The organism is Thermaerobacter composti (assembly GCF_033582035.1).
Taxonomy (GTDB): domain Bacteria; phylum Bacillota; class Sulfobacillia; order Thermaerobacterales; family Thermaerobacteraceae; genus Thermaerobacter; species Thermaerobacter composti.
This window is the reverse complement of sequence record NZ_CP132508.1, coordinates 1896582-1916645: the sequence shown is the minus strand read 5'-3', so window position 1 is coordinate 1916645 and position 20064 is coordinate 1896582. Positions and strand designations below refer to the sequence as shown.

Sequence of the window (20064 nt, the reverse complement as noted above, 5' to 3'; positions counted from 1 at the left end):
GTGCCGCGACAGGGCGCCGGGCGGTTCGGCGACCCGCGGCCTGCGACGGCTCTTCCGAGCCTTCGGGGGGTCCCTGGGGGTGGACCCTCGCCGGCGATCCGTCGGCCGGATCGCGGCGAGAACGACACGAGCGGGAGGGGATGCCCATGTCCGGTGCGGCGACGTCCGGAGCGGCGGGCGGGCGCCCGGGGACGGTGGAGGCGCGCCACGACGCCTTCGTCACCACCAGCGGCCGGGGCCTGAACCACGACCTGCCGCCCATGCGGCTCTACCACAAGGCGAAGCGGTTCGGCACCTGGGACCCGCGGTCCATCGACCTCAGCCAGGACAAGGAGGACTGGAAGCTCCTCAACGACGCCCAGAAAGACGCGCTGCTGCGCCTGGTCGCCCTGTTCGCCGCCGGGGAGGAGTCGGTCACCCTCGACCTGCTGCCCCTGATCATGGTCATCGCCCGCGAGGGCCGGCTGGAGGAGGAGATGTTTCTGACCACCTTCCTCTGGGAGGAGGCGAAGCACACCGAGTTCATGCGCCGGTTCCTTGACGAGGTGGCGGGGGTCGCGGGGGCGGACCTGCACCACTACCACACGCCGAGCTATCGCAAGATCTTCTACGAGGAGCTGCCCCGGGCGATGCACCGCCTGCTGGACGACCCGTCGCCGGCGGCCCAGGCGGAGGCGTCGGTGACCTACAACCTGATCGTCGAGGGCGTGCTGGCCGAGACGGGCTACTACGCCTTCTACCGGACCCTGCAGCGCCAGGGCGTCATGCCCGGGTTCATCCAGGGCATCCGCAACTTCCAGCGGGACGAATCCCGGCACCTGGCCTACGGCGTCTTCCTGCTGCAGCGGCTGGTGGCGGCGGACGACGCCATCTGGCACGTCATCGACCGCCGGCTCAACCACCTCTTGCCCTACGCCCTGGGCGTGACCCACGAGATCTACGCGGCCTACGGTGACCAGCACCCCTTCGAGGTGGACCAGAAGGAGTTCATCGACTACGCCATCAAGCAGTTCAGCCTGCGGGCCCGGCGGATCGAGCAGGCCCGGGGCAAGTCCCTGGCCGAGGTCTACCGACTGGCCGCCGACCAGGTGGAGGAGGCGACCCGCGATCCGGACGGACCCGGCGCGGCCGCCGGCGATCCGGCGGGGGGCCCGCCGGCCGCCACGGGGAGCCCCGCGGGGCCGGCGGCGACCACGGGAAGCGGCCCAGGACGAGCCGAGGCGCGGGCCCAAGGGGGCCCGGCTGCGGGCGGCGGAGGAGGGTCCGGCGCATGAGCTCTCGGGAGCGCGGGGGGCCGGTGCCGCCGGCGGGCGGCACCGGCCCCGAAGGCGCGGCGGCGTCGGCGAGGGGTGCGTCCGGGGGCGCTGCGGCCGGCGAGGTCGCGGCCAGGGGCCCCGGCACCGGGGGCGCTGCCGCCAGGACGTTCCGAGCGCACGCGGGGGTCCAGGCGGAGCCCGCACCCGCGTCCCCGGCCGCGGGTGCAGCCGCCGCCGACCCGCGGGCCGTACCGGGGGAGGCCGGCACCGCCGGGGCCGGCGGGCCGGGTTCGTCCCGGTCGCAGACCCTGGAGCTTCCCTTCGTGGCTCCAGCCCTGCGGCAGTGGCTGAGCTCGCCCAAGCCGCTCTTCATCGGCGGGCGGTGGCAGGAGCCCCGCTCGGGCCGCTACCTGACGGTGACCGACCCCGCGACGGGCGAGCCGCTGGCCGAGGTGGCCGAGGCGGGGGAGGAGGACGTGGACCTGGCCGTCCAGGCGGCCCGGCGGGCGCTGGAAGGCAGCTGGGGCAAGCTGCCCCCGGCGGAGCGCGGGCGGCTCCTCTGGAAGCTGGCCGACCTTGTGGAGGAGAACGCCCAGGAGTTCGCCCAGTTGGAGTCCCTCAACACCGGCAAGCCGGTCACGGAGACCACCATGGCCGACGTGCCCCTGGCCGTCGAGCACTTCCGCTACTTCGCCGGCTGGGCCACCAAGTGGACGGGGGAGACGCTGCCCGTGTCCTTCCCCGGCGAGTACCTGGCCTACACGCGACGGGAGCCGGTGGGGGTGGTGGGGGCCATCGTGCCCTGGAACTTCCCCCTGCTGATCGCCTCCTGGAAGCTGGCGCCGGCTCTGGCCGCGGGGAACACGGTGGTGCTCAAGCCCAGCGAGCTGACGCCCCTGACGGCCCTGCGGCTGGCGGAGCTGGTGCGCCAGGCCGGCTTCCCCCCGGGGACGGTCAACGTCCTGCCGGGCTACGGCGAGCCGGCCGGCCGGGCGCTGGTGGAGCATCCGGGGGTCGACAAGATCTCCTTCACCGGCTCACCGGCCGTCGGCCGCAAGATCATGACGGCGGCGGCCCGGGACTTCAAGCGGGTCACCCTGGAGCTGGGCGGCAAGTCCCCTAACATCGTCTTCCCGGACGCGGATCTGGACAGCGCCGTGGCCGGAGCGATGATGGGCATCTTCTTCAACCAGGGCGAGGTGTGCTGCGCCGGCTCTCGCCTGTTCGTCCACAAGGAGCACTTCGATCGGGTGGTCGGGGCCATCGCTGAGCGGGCGGGCCGCCTGCGCCAGGGGCCGGGCATCGACCCCATGACCCAGATGGGGCCCCTGATCAGCCGCACCCACATGGAGCGGGTGCTGGGCTACATCGAAAGGGGCCGCGCCGAGGGGGCGGAGCTTCTGGTGGGTGGCGAGCCGAACCCCGAGGCGGGGCCGGGCTATTTCGTCAAACCCACGGTGTTCCTGGGCCGGGACGACATGACCATCGCCCGGGAGGAGATCTTCGGGCCGGTCCTGACGGTGCTGCCCTTCGAGAGCCTGGACGAGGTGGTGCGCCGGGCCAACGACACGCCCTACGGGCTGGCGGCGGGGATCTGGACGCGGGACGTGGCCAAGGCTATCAAGGTGGCCCACCGCCTCAAGGCGGGGACGGTGTGGATCAACGGCTACAACCTGCTGGACGCCACCAGCCCCTGGGGCGGGTTCAAGCAGAGCGGCATCGGGCGGGAGATGGGGCGGTACGCCCTGGAGCACTACACCGAGGTGAAGAGCGTCTGGGTCAACCTGGGTTGACGGGTCGGGACCGCGGTTCGACGGGGTCGACCGGGGTGGAAGCGGTCCCGGCGGCTCGGGATGGGGTCGCGGAGGCTCCGCAGCCTCCGCCGCGTCGCGGAGGGATGGAGGTCCAAGGCGGTCCACGGGGGGTACCGCGGTGGACGATCGGCTGCGCGCGATCGCGCTGATGTACGGGCTGGCGGGGGCGGGGGCCATCCTGCTCCCCGCCGTCGTGTTCTGGCTGGGCCATCGCCGCTGGGGGTGGCGCGCCCGGGTGGCGCTGATCGGGGCTGCCACCTTCCTGGTCTTTCAAGGCCTGCTGCGCTTGCCGTGGCTGCCGGCCTTCAACGCCTGGGCCACGGCGCGATGGGGCGTGGCGGCCACGGCGCTGCTCGCCTCGCTGACGGCCGCCCTGTGGGAGGAGACGGGGCGGTACGTGGCCTACCGGCTGGTGGTGCGGCGGCCGCGGGCCGCCGATGCCGTGGCCATGGGCCTCGGCCACGGCGGCTTCGAGTCCGCGGTCCTGGTCGGGCTCAGCCTGCTGGCGACGGCGATCGCCCTGTGGCTGTTGCCGTGGGCCGAGGGCATGGGCGGCCCGGCCGGTGGGGACCGGCCTGGGGCGCCCTTCGGGTTGCCTCCCGAGGCGGCGGCCGGACTCCGCCAGGCCCGGGAGGCCGTCCTGGCGGGCGGGTTCGCGGCGCCCGCGCTGGCCTTCGTGGAACGGGTGGCGGCCCTGGCACTGCACGTGGGGCTCAGCGTGCTGGTGGCGGCCGCGTGGGTGCGCGGCCGGGCCATCCTGTGGGCGGCGGCGGTGGGCGTCCACTTCGCCGTCAATGCGGGCGCCGTGACGCTGGCCCAGTCCGGCCACGGCCTGCTGGCGGAGGGGGTGGCGCTGGTCCTGGCGGCGGGGTTCCTGTGGCGCGCCCTGCGCTGGGCCCCGGTATTGGATGCCGCGGTCGTCGGGGTAGAAGGTGCGTCCGTCGGGGTAGCAGGTGCCCACGGGCGAGCCGGGGGTGGGTGAGGGGCGGCGCCCGGGCGTCCGGATCGAAGGGAGGGCGGGAAGGCCGGGTGGGAGGCGAGAAGGCCGGGTGGGAGGCCGGAAGGCCGGGGGGAGGCGGGAAGGTCGGGTGGGGTCCCGACGGACCGCTCGAGCCGTGAAGCCGTGTCCGGACGGCCGTTCGATCGTCGCACGTCGCGGTCGGCTCAAGGCCGCTCGGCCTGCCGGTGGCCTGCGGGGTTGATAACAGCTAGTGCGTTTCCTATCGTTTCTCGTCCAATGTCATCAAATCTTCGCATCTCCTTCCCTCCTCGGCCGGCTCGTTGTCTGAGAACAGATGTTCTGGTACGATGTCCTTGGATGATCTTGGGGGCTTCCCCATGCGTGTGTTGCAGGCGTACCGCTTCGCCCTGGACCCCACACCCCGCCAGGAACGGGCGCTGGCCTCCCACGTGGGCGCCCGCCGCTTCGCCTTCAACTGGGGCCTCGCCCTGGTGAAGGAGCGCCTGGAAGCCCGCGCCCGGGGCGAGGATGTGGAGGTGCCCTGGACCCTCCCCGCCTTGCGGCGGGAGTGGAACCGGCAAAAGCACCGCGTCGCGCCCTGGTGGCGGGAGAACTCGAAGGAGGCCTATTCCTCCGGTCTGGACGGACTCGCCCGGGCCCTGCAGAACTGGTCGAAGAGCCGCCAGGGTGAACGCAAGGGCCGCCGGGTTGGATTCCCGCGTTTTCGGAAGAAGGGCCGAGGGCGGGAATCGGTGCGGTTCACCACCGGCGCGATCCGGGTGGACGACCAAAGCCACGTGGTCCTGCCCCGGATCGGGCGGGTGAAGACCCACGAGCCGACCACGGCCCTGCTCCGGCGCATCGAAGCGGGAACGGCCCGCATCCTGTCCGCCACGGTCGCCCGGGAAGGGGGCCGATGGTTCGTCAGCTTCACCTGCGAGGTGGAGCGGCAACCGGGCCGCCCCCGGTTCCCCGGGCGGGTGGTGGGCGTGGATGCGGGGGTGAAGCACCTGGCGGTCCTTTCGACGGGCGAGAAGTGGCCGAACCCTCGGTCCCTTGAAAAAGTCCTCCGAAAGATCACCCGGTCCAGCCGCGCCCTGGCCCGCCGGCAGAAGGGCAGCCGGGGGTGGCAAAAGGCCCGCCGCCGGCTGGCCCGGCTCCATGCGCGAGCCCGAAACCTCCGCCAGGATGCCCTTCACAAGCTGACCCACCACCTGGCGAGCACCTACGGTGTGGTGGTCGTCGAACAGCTGCACGTGGCGGGCATGCTGAAGAACCGGCGGCTGGCCCGGGTGCTGGCGGATGCGGCCCTGGCGGAAATCCGCCGCCAGCTCAGCTACAAGTGCCCCTGGCACGGGGCGGTCCTGGTCGAAGCGCCGCCCTTCTATCCCAGCAGCAAGCGTTGCTCGCGGTGCGGTGCGGTCAAGCCGTCGCTGCCGCTTTCGCAGCGCGTTTTCCGCTGTGAGGAATGCGGCTTCGTGCTTGACCGGGACGAAAACGCGGCCCGGAATCTCGCGGCCCTGGTGGCCGCCGTCGCCGGGAGTGGCCCGGAGACGAAAAACGCCCGTGGACGGGATGGAAGACCTGCCGCAAGGCAGGCGATCCCGGAGGAAGCGGGAAGCCGGCGCCGGCTCATCGCTGGGTAAGACCGGCACCGCCGATCCGCAAGGATCGGCTGCCTGAAAACAGATGACGATGTTTCAGGTAACGGATCCGCCAGCTCCTCCACAGCGTCACCACCAGCAGGACGACCGCCAGGGCACCGGCGGCGCCCGCCACGGCCATCGCCCCGGTGCTCCAGGCGGGTGCCCGCCCGTCCACCGTCTGGATCAGGCCCGGAGCCACCCGCAAGACGGCGGCCAGACCAGCCAGGGCGACGGCCGCCGCCACCAGGCCGGGGTCGCGCAGCCGCCCCCCGCCGAAGCCGGGCAGCATGGTGGGGGCCACCGCCATGATGAGCAGGGTCATGAAGCCGGCTCCGACGGCGTGCAGGGCGGCGTCGGCGGGCGGGGTCGCGGGGGTCAGGGGGATGCCGAGGCCGTCGAGTCCGCGGACGACGAGGACGGCGGCCGCCACCACCGCCCAGACGTAGGCCAAGAGGGCTGCCACCGCCGTCGGATCGCGCCACACCCGGTACCGACCCTTGTCTCCGGGGAACGAGAGCCGCCGCTCGAAGATCCGTACCGCGCCGGTGCCCAGAAGCAGGGCCGTTCCCCAGGCGAGGTCGGCCAGCGCCCCCCACGCGGGCGGCGCCCCTCGGCCGCCGACCAGCGCCATGGCGCCCGGGACGGCGTCGAGCACCGATGCCGCCCCGAAGGCTCCCGCCGCGGCACCCAGGAGCGGCACGCGAGCCGCTTGGACGCGGAAGAACAGGCCGAAGAGGCGGGCCGACATGGCCACCGAGGTGGCGCCGATGAAGCCGAACAAGGCCAGGCGCACCGCCGCGGCATCGACGGGAGCGGGCAGGGTGGCGGCCACGGCAGCACCGACGGCGGCACCCGGCATGCCGCCCCTCCCCGCGGCGACGGACCCATCCGGGACGGCCCCTCCCGCGTGACGGACGCCGGACCCCAGTCCGAAGCCGATGCCGGCCGGGGTCACGGTGGACAGCGCCGCCCCCGCCCACAGGGCCAGCGCCGCCAGGAGGCTGGCCGCGGCGACGGCGAACAGCGGGACCACCTGCCCGAAGGCCTTCTTCTGCCCGAGGGGGGGACCGGCTGCGAGACTGCGGGCCAGCAGGGTCAGCAGGCCGGCCGCTGCCACGAGCTCCAGGACCGCCCCGGCCGCCAGGATGCCCAGGCCCCCGGGCGCCGCGGCCGGCACCAGCGCGGCCAGCGCCTGTCCGCCGACGCGCATCCCCAGGCCGGCGGCCAGCGCGCCGAACCAGAGGGGCACCCGGTCGGGCTGCACCAGGGCACTCCCTCTCAGCCGCGGCAGGAACTGCAAGGCCACGCCAAGGATCAGGGCGCCGCCCCAGCCGACCAGCTGCGCGTGGCCGTGGGCTTGGGCCAGGGCGGGGTAGGCATGGACCCATGACCAGCCCCGCCACGCGGCGGCGGCCATCAGGCCGCCCAGGAGGAAGCCGGGCACCAACGCCGCGGCCACGGCCAGATCGAAGAACGGTCGCCACGGCCAGCGGCGGTCTGCCCGCGCGCGGGCCGCGGCGCCCTCCGTCGGTGCGGTTGGCCGGGGGCCGGGAGACCGTCGGCCGCCGGCGGCCGGCGTCCCGTCGGGTCGTTCGGCGCCGCGCCGGCCTGCAGCGGCTTGCTTTGCCTCCTCCCGCGATAGGGTGCTCCCCTCCGACTCCCGCGGCATCGTGCTCACCTCTGACGTCCTCGCCTCGCACCCTTGTGTCGCATCCATTGTGCCGCATCGGTCCTGGCTTGCAGTAGCCACGGTCACAGACCCCGTCCACGGGCGTCCCGGTCCGTCGGGGCGGCTCGACCCGGCTTCCCCGACGGACCCCCATCGCACCCGCCGGCCGAGGGCGTGGCCGGCGGTTCCAGCCGGTCCCCGCGGTGGCGATGCCATGACGGGTCAGCCGAACGTCGCGGTCCCCCTCGGCGTGCCCGGGTCTGTCGGTCGGTTCCTGCAGGGCGGATGGGGGAGGAACGCGGCTGCGGGGAGAAAACTCAGGGGACGGGAGGCTCCTCGGGAGGATCGCCATGGATCGTGTCGGTGCGCCGGCCGGCGGCGGCGCTTTCCGGTCCCGTGAGGCCGTGGTCACGGCCCTCCAGCGCATCCACCCCTTCGATCGGGTTCCAGCCGAGCTGGTCGCCAAGGTGGCGGAACACCTGCGCTGGCGCGCGTGCCGCAGCGGGGAGGTGCTGTTTCGCGAGGGGGAACCGGTGCAGGCCGTGTTCCTCCTCCGCAGCGGCCGTGTCAAGATCGTCACCGTAGACGACGACGGCCGCGAGTACATCATGCACCTCCTGGGACCTGGCGATCTCTTCCCCGCCGTCGGGCTGTTCACCGGCGGAGGCTATCCGGCCACGGCCGAGGTGATCCAGGACGGCGTCGTCGGGGTGGTCACCCGGGAGGCCATCCTTGGCCTGGTCCGCGAGCACGGCGACCTGGCCATGGCCCTCTTGGTGGCCCAGGAAGAGCGCATCCGCTACCTGCAGGACCGCATCCGCAGCCTGGTGTGGCGCGACCTGCGCACCCGCGTGCTGGAGGTGCTGGTCAAGCACATGGGCGACCAGCTGACCCATCAGGAGATCGCCGCGCTGGTGGGGGCCGCCCGCGAGAGCGTGAGCCGGGTGATCAGCGAGTTCAAGCGCCAGGGACTGATCACCAAGGACCCCAGCGGCCGCTGGCGGGTGCGCTCGCGGGACCGGGACGGGGGCTGAACGGCGCCGCCTGGGATCCGGCAGCACAAGCCGTCGAATCCCAGGTGGCGATTCGACCGAGGGCGATGCCTCAGTGGGTGTCCGGGCTGGTCGCCGGGGCGTCGAAGACCTCCGGGTTGGGATCGCCCTCCACCACGATCTGGGCCAGGGCGCCCTTGTCGATGGACCGGCTGATGGAGTGGTCCACCAGGGTGTAGGTGCCCGGGACGTCGACGGTGAACTCGACCCAGGCCGCGCCGCCCGCGGGGATCAGCGTGGTCTGCACGTTGTGCACCGCTTCCGTGGCGCCCTGGTCGTGGACGGCGTCGAAGACCTCGCCGATCACGTGGAAGCTGGAGATCAGGTTCGGGCCGCCGTTGCCGACGAAGATCCGGATCCGGTCGCCCACCTTGGCCTTCAGCGCCCGCTCCCCCGTCCAGTAGGCGCTGGCGCCGTTGAAGACCACGTAGTTGGGCTCCTCGTCCAGCAGGGCCTCATAGTCGTATCCGGCATGGCCCTTCTCGCCGTGCTTCAGGTCGGTGTAGATCTCGCCCTGGACGATGTAGAACTCCTTGTCGACGGGCGGCAGGCCACCTTCGGGCTCCACCAGGATCAGGCCGTACATCCCGTTGGCGATGTGGGTCGGGATGTGGGGCGACGCGCAGTGGTAGATGTACAGGCCCGGGTTGAGCGCCTTCCAGGTGAAGACCTTTTCCTCACCCGGCTTGACCTGGGTCGCCACCGCACCACCGCCCGGCCCGTTCACGGCGTGCAGGTCGATGGAGTGGATCTGGCCGCTTTGGGGCGAGTTCTTCAGGTGCAGCTCCACCGTGTCGCCGACCCGCACCCGCAGCATGGGCCCGGGCACCTGGCCGTTGAAGGTCCAGTAGGTGTAGGTGGTGCCGTCGGCCAGCTGGCCGTCCAGTTCCACCGCCTCCAGGTCGATGCGCACCGTCTTGGGCGGCCGCTTGCCGACCGGTTCCGGTACCGCCGTCGGATCGGCGGCCACCACCTTGGCATCGGCGCGAGCCGGTTCGACCTGCTGGGCCTGCTCCGTACCCGAACCGGACGAACCCGCCTGCCCCTGGTTGCTGTCGCCGGCGGTGCTGCTGCCGCAGGCCGTCACCGCCACCATGCTGAGAGCCAGAAGCAGCGCCAGCAATCCGCGCCTACGCCGCCTGCTCTGTGCCGGGAGGCCCTGGGGGCCGCTCACTGGACCTGCCATGGGAGGTCCCTCCCCTTTCGGAGGTCGCGCACCGCTCCGCCCCGCCGGAATCCGCACGCGGGTGGGCCGGGTCGCGTCGAGTCCGGAGCGCGGTGCGGTGCTCACTTCCGATGCTGGGGGAGGATCCTGAGTTTCGGCTGAGGCGGTCCTGACCGCACCCTGAGGATTCGTCGGCGCGGTGACTGCATCGGCCACCAGGGGCAGAAGGGGGTCGGGCCCGCCGCGCGGCGGCACCCAGCAGGCGCCGCGTCGAAAGCCGGGATTGCCAGCGGGGTCGCCGTGCCGTTCGTGGCCCTTTGACGACGCGCGGAGAACGCGCGCGGTCGCCCGGCGTCACGCCGGGCGACCGCGCGGGCCCACGCTCTACCGCCCGCCCGTCCCGCCAGAGGGCCACCACCGACCCGCAGGTACGCAGGACTGGGACGCAGGCGGGCCCTGCAGCCTCGATCCCGCTCGATCCCGTCGGGGGATGGCCCCCCAGGGACCGCCACGGGCCTTCACGGCCGACGGGTCGGCGGTGGGTCACGGGCGGTGGCTCACTGTTCGAAGAACCGCCGGTTCTTCTCGATGTAGTCCTTCCACTGCTCCGGCACCTCGTCCTCGTCGTAGATGGCCTCCACCGGGCACACGGCCGCGCAGGCGCTGCAGCCGATGCACTCGTCGGGGTTGATGTAGCACTGGTCTTCGCCCTCGTAGATGCAGTCGACGGGGCAGACCTCCATGCAAGACTTGTCCTTGACCCCGATGCAGGGTTCGCAGATCACGTAGATCACGATACTCACCTCCACCTCGATGATAGCCATGCCCTCGACCGCCGTCGGTGACGGACGTCACCGCCCCAGGTTCGGGCCGACTCGCGGACCCGTTACCTGAAACATCGTCATCTGTTTTCAGGCAGCCGATCCTTGCGGATCGGCGGTGCCGGTCTTACCCGGCCATGCGCCGGTGCCGGCTTCCCGCTTCCTGCGGGACCGCCTGCCTTGCGGCAGGTCTTCCATCCCGTCCACGGGCGTTTTTCGTCTCCGGGCCACTCCCGGCGACGGCGGCCACCAGGGCCGCGAGATTCCGCGCCGCGTTGTCGTCCCGGTCGAGCACGAGCCCGCATTCCTCGCAGCGGAAGATGCGCTGCGAAAGCGGGAGCGATGTTTTCACCGCGCCGCACCGGGAGCACCGCTTGCTGCTCGGGTAAAAGGGCGGTGCTTCGACCAGAACCGCCCCGTGCCAGGGGCACTTGTAGCGGAGCTGGCGGCGGATCGCCGCCAGGGCGGCATCGGCCAGCACCCGGGCGAGCCGCCGGTTCTTCAGCATGCCCGCCACGTGCAGCTGTTCGACGACCACCACGCCGTAGGTGCTCGCGAGGTGGTGCGTCAGCTTGTGAAGGGCATCCTGGCGGAGGTTTCGGGCTCGCGCATAGAGCCGGGCCAGCCGGCGGCGGGCCTGTTGCCACCCCCGGCTGCCCTTCTGGCGCCGGGCCAGGGCGCGATTCCACCGGGCGATCTTTCGGAGCGCCTTTTCAAGGGACCGGGGGTTCGGCCACTTCTCGCCCGTCGAAAGGACCGCCAGGTGCTGGACGCCCGCATCGACGCCGACGACTTTCCAGGGGAACCGGGGGCGGCCCGGTTGCCGCTCCACCTCGCAGGTGAAGCTGACGAACCATCGGCCCCCTTCCCGTGACACCGTGGCGGACAGGATGCGGGCCGTTCCCGCTTCGATGCGCCGGAGCAGGGCCGTAGTCCGCTCGTGGGTCTTCACCCGCCCGATCCGGGGCAGCACGACGTGGCTTTGGTCGTCCACCCGGATCGCGCCGGTGGTGAACCGCAGCGACTCCCGCCCCCGGCCCTTCTTCCGGAACCGGGGGAACCCCACCCGGTGGCCCTTGCGTTCACCCTGGCGGCTCTTGGACCAGTTCTGAAGGGCCCGGGCCAACCCGTCCAGCCCGGAGGCGTAGGCTTCCTTCGAGTTCGCCCGCCACCAGGGGGCGACGACGTGCTTTTGCCGGTTCCACTCCCGCCGCAAGGCGGCGAGGGTCCATGGCACTTCCACGTCTTCACCCCGGGCGCGGGCTTCCAGGCGCTCCTTCACCAGGGCGAGGCCCCAGTTGAAGGCGAAGCGGCGGGCGCCCACGTGGGAGGCCAGCGCCCGCTGCTGGCGGGGTGTGGGGTCCAGGGCGAAGCGGTACGCCTGCAACACACGCACGGGCAAGCCCCCCAAAATCATCCAAGGACAGCATACCAGAACATATGTTCCATGTTAAAGGGCGACCGAGGAACAGAGGGGAGGGAATGCGAAGATTTGATGACGTTGGGCGAGAAATGATAAGCAGCGCGTTAGCTGTTCTCAGCCCTCTCGGGCCCTAGGGGAGTCCACCAGGCCCTCCGGCACCTGGGGCGTCAGGCTGGCCGCCGCTTGCGACCTTGCCGATACGAACCCGCCAGGCCGCGGGACCGCGCTCCAGGTATTCCCATTCAAACCGCCCGGCGTGCTCCGCCGCGAACTGGTAGTAGAGCGGCTTCGGATCGTGGTCGTTGACCAGGATGAAGGCCTGGCCGGGTTCCAGGGCGTGGAACGTTGCGAAGATCACCGGGTGGCGCTGGGCCGGTGGGTAGCCGCGCACGTCGAGCTCGGGCGCCCCTTCCGGCGGATCCGTGGGCTTGGGCAAGTCCGTAGACGTCGTGCCGGCTCGCCCGACCCTCCCTACCGGTTCGCCCGACTCCGTCCCGTCCGTCCGTGCGGCCGGGTCCTGCCCCACCCTCTCCGGGTCGAGGGTTTGAGGGCAGCCGCCGTCAGCGGTGGCGCCGGGGGCCGCCAGGCGTCCCTCCATCCCTTGGAGGAGCCCCGCCAGGTCGACGGCCGGTTCTTCCAGGAGCATGGGCAAGAGCACGTCGTTCTCCTTGGCGACGTGACCCTTGAAGAGGGCGGCCAACGCCGCGGCCGCGGCCACGGCCTCGAGGGCATCGCGCGCGCCTTCGAGCCGCTCTAGGGCGGCGCGGATGGCGCCGTGCTCAGCGGTCAGGGCGGCCACCAGCGCCCGCCCCGCCGGTCGGCCCGTGGCCGCCACGTACAACGTCGCCTCCTCGGCAGCCGCGTGGCGCAGCACCTCCTCCCGGGCGTAGCGCGCCAGTTCGGCCAGGGCGGGGCGATACGGCTCGCCGTGGCGCACGGCGGCCATCAGTGCCTCCTGGCGCTGGTCCACGGCGAGCATCATGGCCTCGTGGTGGGCGCGGATGCGCGCAGCCGCGTCCGGATCCCGTGGGACCATGGGGCTCCCCCTCCTTCGACGGTGGCAACCGGCGCTTTGGGGCCAGCGTACGCTGGCCGGGCAGACGGGGCTGTGATGGCCGTCACAGCTGGGCCGGGGCGGCGTGGTACGGTAGCGTGGGTGAACAGCGTCGGGGCGGGGCTGGTCGGGCGCCGCACGCCAGGGCGGGCCGTGCGACCGCGCCCCGCCGTCCATCCGGGACCGAGACGTGCTGGGCACCAGAGCCGATGCGCTTCGTGCAGGGGGAGGGCGAACCGGGCATGCGGGGCTATGAGCTCGTGGTCTTCGTCCACGTCCTCGCGGCCATGGTCTGGGTCGGCGGCATCCTGTTCCTCAGCCTGGTGGTGGTGCCGGCGTCGCGCCGATACCCGGCCGACGTACGCGCCCGGCTCTTCGCCGACGTGGGGCGCCGCTTCCGCGTGGTGGGGTGGACCGCCCTGGCCATCCTGGCCGTCACGGGCGCCGTGCAGATGGCGGCTCGGGGAGCCACCCTGGCCAACGTGATGGACGGCAGCTTCTTTCAGACGCCATGGGGTCGGATCCTGGGCGCCAAGCTCCTCGCCGTGTCCCTGATGATGCTGCTCACCGCCATGCACGACTTCGTCGCCGGGCCGGCGGCTGAGCGGGCGGCCCGCGCCGGCGGCGATCCCGAGCGACTGCGCCGCAGGGCGGGCCGCCTGGCTCGGGTGACGGCCATTCTGGCCCTGATCGTCGTGTTCTTGGCGGTACAGCTCGTGCGGTAGTCCCCGAGCAGGGGGCCGCGACGCCTTGCGGCCACGGCCGACTGGCGGCCATGGCTCACGCCAGCACCCCGGGGCGGTGCCTTTGGCCGTCGCATCCGCTCGCCAGCGTCGATCCGCTGCCTCGGCACCCCCGGGACGCGGCTCCTCCGGCGTAGCCGCTTTCTCAGCTAGCCCTCAGGTTTCGCTCAACCGTCGCTCAGCTTGCTCTGCGACCATGGCACCGGGAGGTCGGTGCGCCATGACGCGGGGCAAGACGGACCGGAAGCGCAAGGCATGGTGGCTCCTGGCCGGGGCGGTGGTGGTCGGCCTGGTGGTCTGGGCGGTCGCCCCGCAGGTGGGCGCCCTCGGATCCGGCCAGGCGCCGGCCGCCCCGGCGAGGGGCGGTGCGTCGGCCGGAAGCGGGGACGCCGCGGGCACGGGGCAGACCGCGGCCGGCCACGGCTCCGGGAGCACGGCCGCGCCGGCGGACTACACGATCTACCCGGCGGGGACGGGCTCCGAGGGCCAGCAGCCACTGCCCGAGGGGCAGCAGTTGGCCAAGTACCGGGTGGAGGACGGCGTCAAGGTCTTCGAGCTGACGGCGCTGCCGGTCAAGTGGTCGGTGGGCGACAAGGAGTACGAGGGCTGGACCTTCAACGGGACGGTGCCCGGTCCCCAGATCCGAGTGAAGGAGGGCGACCGGGTCCGGATCATCGTGAAGAACCAGCTGCCCGAGCCCACGGTGGTCCATTGGCATGGGTTGGCGGTCCCCAACAAGATGGACGGCGTGCCCATGGTGACCCAGGACCCCATCCCGCCCGGCGGCCGGTTCGTCTACGAATTCGTGGCCAAGCCGGCGGGGACCCACATGTACCACACCCACTTCAACACGATGAAGCAGAAGGGCTTGGGCCTGTACGGGACGTTCATCGTCGAGCCCAAGGGGCCCGAACCCTGGAAGTACGACAAGGAATACAGCCTGATGATCGGCGACGGTCAGCTGGGGTACGTCATCAACGGCAAGTCCTTCCCCCACACGCCGGTCATCAAACTCAAGCTGGGTGAGACGGCGCGCTTCCGCCTCATGAACATCGGCGAGTTGGTGCACCCGATGCACCTGCACGGGGCCGACTTCACCATCATCGCCAAGGACGGCCAGCCGCTGCCCCAGCCGATCAAGGCGAACACCCTGGACATGATGCCCGGCGACACCTACGACGTGCTGGTGAACTTCGACCGTCCCGGAACGTGGGTCTGGCACTGCCACATCATCTCCCACGTCGAGGACTCGCACGGCAACATGCTGGGCCTGATCCAGGTGCTGCAGGTGGAGGAGTAGGGCGGTTCGGACGGGACTCTGAAGCTTGCCTCATGGCCTTCTGGCGAACCGCGGCGCCGGCCTGGATGGCCGGCGCCGTCGAAGTTCCGCGGCGTCAGCCTGGTCAATCCACAAACCGGTCAATCCACAAACCGGCGGAGGAACTGCGTCGGCGCTTCCACCGCACAGGCATTTGCCCGCAGGTCGGTCGCCCGACGAGAGGGCAACCCGGTACAGCACGGGCCGGGGGTGGTGGCCCCGGCCCGCGCGCGAGGTTGAACGGGAGCAGGGTCCTCCGTCCGACCCGAGCCGCCCACGCCCGCGGCCCGAGCCGTCGACGAGCCGTCAGCGGGAACGCCCGGCGGGACGCGCCGCGTCCTGCCGGTTCAACCCCAGTCGTGCGGCCACCGTTGCGGCCAGTTCCTCGTACGCGCGCCCCGCGGCCGATGCGGGCGGGAACAGGCCGTCGGTGCGAAGGCCCGGCGGCGGGGGTTCCATGGGGATGCGCGCCAGCACCTGCGTGCCCAGCGCCGCCGCCACGGCGTCGCCGCCTCCCCGGCCCAGCAGGTACTCGCGCCGCCCGCAGCCGCTGCACTCCCGGTACGCCATGTTCTCCACCACGCCCATCACCCGGTGGCCCATCTTCACGGCCATGGAGCCCGCGCGCTCGGCCACGCGGGCGGCGAAGGGGTCGGGGGTGGTGACGATGAGCACGTCCATGGGCGGGAACTGCTGCTGCACGTCCAGGGCCATGTCGCCCGTGCCCGGGGGCAGGTCCAGGACCACCACGTCGGGATGGTGCCACGCGGTGTCGAACAGGAACTGGCGCAGGGCCTTCCCCAGCATGGGCCCGCGCCACACCACCGGGCTGTTGTTCTGGACGAAGAAGTCCATGGACATCACGTCGACGCCGTGGCCGTGGCCGGGAATGACCTTGCGATTGTCGTCCAGGGCGGGCGACCGTTCCAGGCCGATCAAGGCGGGGACGCTGAAGCCGTAGATGTCGCAGTCCAGGATGGCCACCCGCAGGCCGCGCCGGGCCAGGGCCACCGCCAGGTTGACGCTGACGCTGGACTTGCCGACGCCGCCCTTGCCGCTGGCCACGGCCACGAAGCGGGCGCCCTGCAGGCCCTCGGGCAGCGTCCGGGTCGGGGCGTCGCCACCCCCAGGGGCGGGCGCGGCACCGGGCACCGTCACCCCCCGGGCGCGGGGGCGCGGCCGCGGGACGATGCGCACCGACGCGACCCCCGGCATCGCCAGCACCGCTTGCCGCAAGCGCTCCTGGGCGTCGGCCGGCGGCGAGCCGCCGTCCCAGTTCTCATCGATCAGGATCGCTACGTGGGCCCGCTCGCCGTGCATCTCGATGAGCACGTCCTGGATGCGGCCGTCCGCTAGGGGGTGGCTGCCGTCGTCCAGCCGCACCCGGACCAGCTGCTGCAACACGTCGCGCTTGTTCATGGGCCAGGTTCCTCCTGTTCGCAGGCCATGGGCCCGTCTGGTTCCAGCGTAGCGCCAGGGACGGGTGCGGTCGGTGATGGGGGTCACAGGGGAAGCTGGTCGAGCCGGTGAGGGCTAGCGGGCAAACCGCTCCTCCGGGGAGGGTGGAGACGCGAACGGTATCGGCGATTGCATCTTGCTGCTGACGACCCTTGGACGCCGGCGCCCCTTTGGGGCGGTACCGGCACGTCACAGCGAGGCGTCGTACGTGGTATTTTGCCTCATCAATTGCTCAAGGGGGAAGAACCGGCCACCCCAGTAGATGCCGCCCCGGAGGGCGGTGATCACCAGCGCCCGCGCCAAACCGTAGACCAGCACCACGGACCCGACGGGCAGGACGAGAAGACCGCGCCACAAGGGGGGCGGGTTTGCCAGCAGGTAGCCGGCCGCGATGGCGATGATCGCGGCGGCCGCCGTCCAGCGGATCCACCCGTCGCCGAAGAACAGCGCCGTCCATGGGAACAGGGTCGCCAGAGCCACGGCAGCCAGCCCGACCACCGCGATGTCCCAGCGGTAGTCCATCCCTGCAAGCGTGTTCTTCTCCATGCCGCGGAGCGCCTCTCCGAGCGTCTGGTACCAGGCGACGCGGATCCGTTCCCCGCCGACGAGCAGCTCCTGGGCGTAGCCGTGGCGTTTCACTTGCCGGCCCAGCTGCCGGTCGTCGTCCGGACGGAGCGCGATGGCACGATGGGTGCCGATGGCCTCGTACACCGCGCGCCGGATCAGGTTGAACGCACCGACGCCGACCCCGTGCCTGCATCTCGGGTCCCGGACCCGATGGGGTCTTTCCGAGGCGACGAACAGCAGGGTGAAGAGCCCCGGTCCGGTCCTCGGACCGGTCGTCCACGAGCACGATTTCGAGGTCGGGGTTCGTAGCTGCTTACCATTCCATCGTCATCTGTTATCAGCCGGAGGCGAACCTTTCGCATAACGGTTCCCCCCACTTCCGACCCGTCCCCCCTATTTGGCTTGCAGACGGAACATACGTTTGGTATCCTGGGAAAAGGAGGATGATCGGGCCGATGCAGGCGACCTTCCAGACGAAGATCCATGACCGGTCGGTTTACCCGGCCCTGGACGCCCTCGCCGCCCTGTACGGTCGCCTGCTGCGCCGGTTGTTCGTCGATCTCTACGTGCGGAAGCGTCCCCTTGTCGAATGCAAGCGGGAGTCCATTGCCCGCGACGGCATCACAGCCCGCTACTTCAACGCTCTGGCCACCGACCTGAAGGCCAAGGTGAAGGCGGCGGAGGAAGCCCATCGGCACCATCTGGCGCACCTGCGCGGGCAGATCCAATCCACCGAACGCGCCATCGCCAAGCTCCAGAAGCAGGCGAAAGCCTTGGCCTCGGGCAAGGGGCGCTGGGCGACCCTTTCGCCCCAAGAGCGGGCGGCGCGCCGGCGTCGGGTCCGGTTTCGGCTGCACCAGAAGAAGCGGCGGCTGGCGATGCTGCGCGCCCGCCTGGCAGCGGCAAAAGCCCGGACGGGATCGCCGCCGATTTGCTTTGGCTCGCGGCGTTTGTTCCACCGGCAGTTCCACCTGGAGGCGAATGGGTTCGCTTCCCACGACGCATGGCGCAAGGCATGGCGCGATGCCCGCAGCCAAAGCTTCTTCTGCCTCGGCTCCAAAGACGAGAGGAGCGGCAACCAGACGTGTTCGCTCTTGGGCGACCGCTTACGCCTTCGGTTGCCCAACGCCCTGGCCGGCCGCTTCGGGCGGCATGTTTGGCTGCAGGGCGTCCGTTTCCCCTATGGGCAGGATGTCATCCTGGCGGCCCTCGCGTCCGGGCAAGCGATTTCCTACCGCTTTGTCCGGAAGAACGGCGCCTGGTACGTCTTCGCCACCACCGAACGGCCCGCGGCCCCGATCACGACATCGCGGAGGGCGGGCGCCCTTGGTGCCGATCTGAATCCCGACCGGCTGGCCGTGGCGGAGGTCGACCGCTTCGGCAACCCGGTGGCGGCGCGCGACATCCGACTTCCGCTCCAAGGCAAGCGCCGGGAGCAGGTGAAGGCCATCCTGGGCGATGCGGTGGCGGACCTGGTGGCATGGGCCAAGGGCGCCGGCAAGCCCATCGTGGTGGAGCACCTGGACTTCCGGGAGAAGAAGACCCGTCTTCGAGAAGAGGACAAGCGATACGCCCGCAAGTTGTCCGCGTTTGCTTACGGCAAATTTTCCGCCCTGCTCATGGCCCGGGCCGCCCGGGAAGGCGTGGAGGTGCTCCGCGTCAACCCGGCCTTCACCAGCGTGATCGGCAAGGTCAAGTTCATGGCCCGGTACGGGCTGTCGCCCCACGCGGCCGCGGCGGTGGCGATCGCCCGCCGGGGCCTGGGTTTGGGCGAGCGCTTGCGCTCCGGAACCGCCCGCCCTCTACCCGCGAGGAATCGAGGGCGGCACGTCTGGAGCGATTGGCGGCGCATCGCCCCGTCGGTGCGCGGCCAGCGGGCGCACCAGCTCTATCAGCGGTCCTCCGAGGACGCCCCAGGTCGGGGGGAACCCCGATCCACCCGGGCACCGGCGGCCTCAAGGCCGCACGGCCCCGGGTGCGATGGTCTGGCTTGGGGTCCGGGGTGCGATCCCCCGGCGCGAATCGTCGGGAGCACCGTTCGCCCGGCGTCATAGGCGGATGCAATAAATGCCTATGTTTTGAGGAACGGTAGTCCTGCGCCATGAGGGAGCGAACGGCCGGTTCCAGATGGGCTTCCTCGTTGTGGGCCGGCACGACGATGGACACCCGTGGCCAGTGCGGGCGATGGCCGATGGGTGCGTCGCCCAGGCGCCGGATTCTCAGACGGGCGCCCAAGGCTTCGATGCACAGTGCCGCGCTCAACGTGCACGCGGCCAGGAGGAGCGCGACGAACAGCAATCTGACCAGCCTCCGCTCCCCCCGCCGGCAACCGCAGGGCAAGGGTCCCCGTGGGGCCACGGGCGCCGCGGTCGTCGACGCGGCGTGGTGGCCGCTCCTAGCGCCGGAAGGCGCGCCCCGGCTGCCACGGCGTCCCGAGAAGGGGGAGCAGCCACCGATCCAGACCGATCCATCCCGCCACCCGCCAGGCCAGTACCAGGGCGGTGGCGATGGCGAACATCACCGGGTTGCTGCTGGACGTGCCGGCCAGCATGAAGCTGAAGTTCATGAAGCTCCCGAAGAAGGCCGCAATCCCCGTGAGCATGCCGGCCAGCAGGGCGATGCCCACCAGCAGCTCCCCGTAGGCGACCAACTTGGCCCACGAGGCGGCGTTGGGCAAGACCACGTCGCGGAGGAAGCGGGCGTACCAGCCCGTCACCTCGGGGTGGGGACCCCCGGCGCGCTGCAGGGCACCCTGGATGAAACCCTGCAGGGCCGCGCCGGCCTGGGGACCTGTCCAGGCGGGATCACCCAGCTTGCCCAGGGCGGCCTGCAACCACTGCCACCCCAGCCACAGGCGGGGAACGAGCCACACCCAGCCCGCCCGGGGATGGGCCAACAGCCAGCGCACGGGCGCAGGCTCATGGATCTCGGGGAAAACGTCGCGTGCCATCGTCACCCTCCTGTCGGCGCGGCCGCCAGCATTACTGTGCACCCCAGCCCCCCGCCCTACGCTGGCTGGGCGTGCACTTCCGGAATGGGGCCGAGCCGACCCCGGGGCGCGGAAGCCCGCGCCCCCCACAGGAAGCCGGAGGCCGTCGAATCTAACCTAATCCACTG

Annotated in this window: 16 protein-coding genes; 8 read left to right on the top strand and 8 right to left on the bottom strand. The window is 71.6% G+C overall.

All coding sequences use genetic code 11. From position 1 onward, the window contains the following. Positions 1–146 precede the first annotated feature (146 nt). The 4 genes from Q5761_RS07755 (at position 147) to tnpB (Q5761_RS07740) (ending at position 5677) form a co-directional block, all read left to right on the top strand. The gene (locus Q5761_RS07755) at positions 147–1274 is read left to right on the top strand and encodes a R2-like ligand-binding oxidase (RefSeq protein WP_318750128.1); all 1128 of its coding nucleotides are present in this window, start codon (positions 147–149) and stop codon (positions 1272–1274) included. Further along, positions 1271–3049: an aldehyde dehydrogenase family protein gene (locus Q5761_RS07750; RefSeq protein ID WP_318750127.1), complete on the top strand. Its 1779-nt coding sequence runs from the start codon at positions 1271–1273 to the stop codon at positions 3047–3049. The genes Q5761_RS07755 and Q5761_RS07750 overlap by 4 nt, the downstream gene beginning before the upstream one ends. Before the next feature lie 139 nt (positions 3050–3188). Continuing rightward, entirely contained in the window at positions 3189–4052 is an 864-nt protein-coding gene (locus tag Q5761_RS07745; RefSeq protein WP_318750126.1) for a YhfC family glutamic-type intramembrane protease, read from the top strand. Positions 4053–4408: 356 nt separating this feature from the next. Continuing rightward, positions 4409–5677: an IS607 family element RNA-guided endonuclease TnpB gene (gene tnpB, locus Q5761_RS07740; protein WP_318750125.1), complete on the top strand. Its 1269-nt coding sequence runs from the start codon at positions 4409–4411 to the stop codon at positions 5675–5677. Here tnpB (Q5761_RS07740) and Q5761_RS07735 read toward each other — a convergent pair. Then, positions 5664–7346, bottom strand: coding sequence for a hypothetical protein (locus Q5761_RS07735; RefSeq protein ID WP_318751631.1), 1683 nt, complete (start codon positions 7344–7346; stop codon positions 5664–5666). The genes tnpB (Q5761_RS07740) and Q5761_RS07735 overlap by 14 nt on opposite strands. A gap of 350 nt (positions 7347–7696) precedes the next feature. On the opposite strand from Q5761_RS07735, the gene Q5761_RS07730 reads away from it, so the two are divergent. Continuing rightward, complete coding sequence (locus Q5761_RS07730; protein ID WP_318750124.1) at positions 7697–8380, top strand: Crp/Fnr family transcriptional regulator; 684 nt, start codon at positions 7697–7699, stop codon at positions 8378–8380. A 70-nt stretch (positions 8381–8450) separates the two neighbouring features. On the opposite strand, the gene nirK is transcribed toward Q5761_RS07730, so the two are convergent. From nirK to Q5761_RS07710, 4 genes are all read right to left on the bottom strand, one after another. Continuing rightward, the gene (gene nirK / locus Q5761_RS07725) at positions 8451–9584 is read right to left on the bottom strand and encodes a copper-containing nitrite reductase (RefSeq protein WP_318750123.1); all 1134 of its coding nucleotides are present in this window, start codon (positions 9582–9584) and stop codon (positions 8451–8453) included. Positions 9585–10120: 536 nt separating this feature from the next. Further along, positions 10121–10387, bottom strand: coding sequence for an indolepyruvate ferredoxin oxidoreductase subunit alpha (locus Q5761_RS07720; RefSeq protein ID WP_243123391.1), 267 nt, complete (start codon positions 10385–10387; stop codon positions 10121–10123). Positions 10388–10511: 124 nt separating this feature from the next. Then, positions 10512–11780, bottom strand: a complete 1269-nt coding sequence (gene tnpB / locus Q5761_RS07715) for an IS607 family element RNA-guided endonuclease TnpB (protein WP_318750122.1) — start codon at positions 11778–11780, stop codon at positions 10512–10514. Positions 11781–11937: 157 nt separating this feature from the next. Further along, complete coding sequence (locus Q5761_RS07710; RefSeq protein ID WP_318750121.1) at positions 11938–12843, bottom strand: DUF2249 domain-containing protein; 906 nt, start codon at positions 12841–12843, stop codon at positions 11938–11940. Between the two features lie 260 nt (positions 12844–13103). On the opposite strand from Q5761_RS07710, the gene Q5761_RS07705 reads away from it, so the two are divergent. Beyond that, positions 13104–13586, top strand: a complete 483-nt coding sequence (locus Q5761_RS07705) for a CopD family protein (RefSeq protein ID WP_318750120.1) — start codon at positions 13104–13106, stop codon at positions 13584–13586. 238 nt (positions 13587–13824) lie between these two features. Continuing rightward, entirely contained in the window at positions 13825–14904 is a 1080-nt protein-coding gene (locus Q5761_RS07700; RefSeq protein WP_318750119.1) for a copper oxidase, read from the top strand. A gap of 324 nt (positions 14905–15228) precedes the next feature. Here the strand turns inward: Q5761_RS07700 and Q5761_RS07695 are convergent, their stop codons facing one another. Further along, a complete protein-coding gene (locus Q5761_RS07695) occupies positions 15229–16341 on the bottom strand; it encodes an Mrp/NBP35 family ATP-binding protein (protein ID WP_318750118.1) in 1113 nt (370 codons plus the stop codon). 228 nt (positions 16342–16569) lie between these two features. After that, positions 16570–17091, bottom strand: a complete 522-nt coding sequence (locus tag Q5761_RS07690) for a hypothetical protein (RefSeq protein ID WP_318750117.1) — start codon at positions 17089–17091, stop codon at positions 16570–16572. Between the two features lie 299 nt (positions 17092–17390). On the opposite strand from Q5761_RS07690, the gene Q5761_RS07685 reads away from it, so the two are divergent. Next, positions 17391–19001: an IS200/IS605 family accessory protein TnpB-related protein gene (locus tag Q5761_RS07685; RefSeq protein WP_318750116.1), complete on the top strand. Its 1611-nt coding sequence runs from the start codon at positions 17391–17393 to the stop codon at positions 18999–19001. A gap of 341 nt (positions 19002–19342) precedes the next feature. Here the strand turns inward: Q5761_RS07685 and Q5761_RS07680 are convergent, their stop codons facing one another. Continuing rightward, entirely contained in the window at positions 19343–19897 is a 555-nt protein-coding gene (locus tag Q5761_RS07680) for a TQO small subunit DoxD (protein WP_318750115.1), read from the bottom strand. Positions 19898–20064 lie beyond the last annotated feature (167 nt).

What these genes read in the sequence shown, in the direction of transcription:
- Q5761_RS07755 (WP_318750128.1), top strand. Translation starts at nt 147, where the DNA reads ATGTCCGGTGCGGCGACGTCCGGAGCGGCGGGCGGGCGCCCGGGGACG.
- Q5761_RS07750 (WP_318750127.1), top strand. Translation starts at nt 1,271, where the DNA reads ATGAGCTCTCGGGAGCGCGGGGGGCCGGTGCCGCCGGCGGGCGGCACC.
- tnpB (WP_318750125.1), top strand. Translation starts at nt 4,409, where the DNA reads ATGCGTGTGTTGCAGGCGTACCGCTTCGCCCTGGACCCCACACCCCGC.
- Q5761_RS07735 (WP_318751631.1), bottom strand. Translation starts at nt 7,346, where the DNA reads ATGCCGCGGGAGTCGGAGGGGAGCACCCTATCGCGGGAGGAGGCAAAG.
- Q5761_RS07730 (WP_318750124.1), top strand. Translation starts at nt 7,697, where the DNA reads ATGGATCGTGTCGGTGCGCCGGCCGGCGGCGGCGCTTTCCGGTCCCGT.
- nirK (WP_318750123.1), bottom strand. Translation starts at nt 9,584, where the DNA reads ATGGCAGGTCCAGTGAGCGGCCCCCAGGGCCTCCCGGCACAGAGCAGG.
- Q5761_RS07720 (WP_243123391.1), bottom strand. Translation starts at nt 10,387, where the DNA reads ATGGCTATCATCGAGGTGGAGGTGAGTATCGTGATCTACGTGATCTGC.
- Q5761_RS07710 (WP_318750121.1), bottom strand. Translation starts at nt 12,843, where the DNA reads ATGGTCCCACGGGATCCGGACGCGGCTGCGCGCATCCGCGCCCACCAC.
- Q5761_RS07705 (WP_318750120.1), top strand. Translation starts at nt 13,104, where the DNA reads ATGCGGGGCTATGAGCTCGTGGTCTTCGTCCACGTCCTCGCGGCCATG.
- Q5761_RS07700 (WP_318750119.1), top strand. Translation starts at nt 13,825, where the DNA reads ATGACGCGGGGCAAGACGGACCGGAAGCGCAAGGCATGGTGGCTCCTG.
- Q5761_RS07695 (WP_318750118.1), bottom strand. Translation starts at nt 16,341, where the DNA reads ATGAACAAGCGCGACGTGTTGCAGCAGCTGGTCCGGGTGCGGCTGGAC.
- Q5761_RS07685 (WP_318750116.1), top strand. Translation starts at nt 17,391, where the DNA reads ATGATCGGGCCGATGCAGGCGACCTTCCAGACGAAGATCCATGACCGG.
- Q5761_RS07680 (WP_318750115.1), bottom strand. Translation starts at nt 19,897, where the DNA reads ATGGCACGCGACGTTTTCCCCGAGATCCATGAGCCTGCGCCCGTGCGC.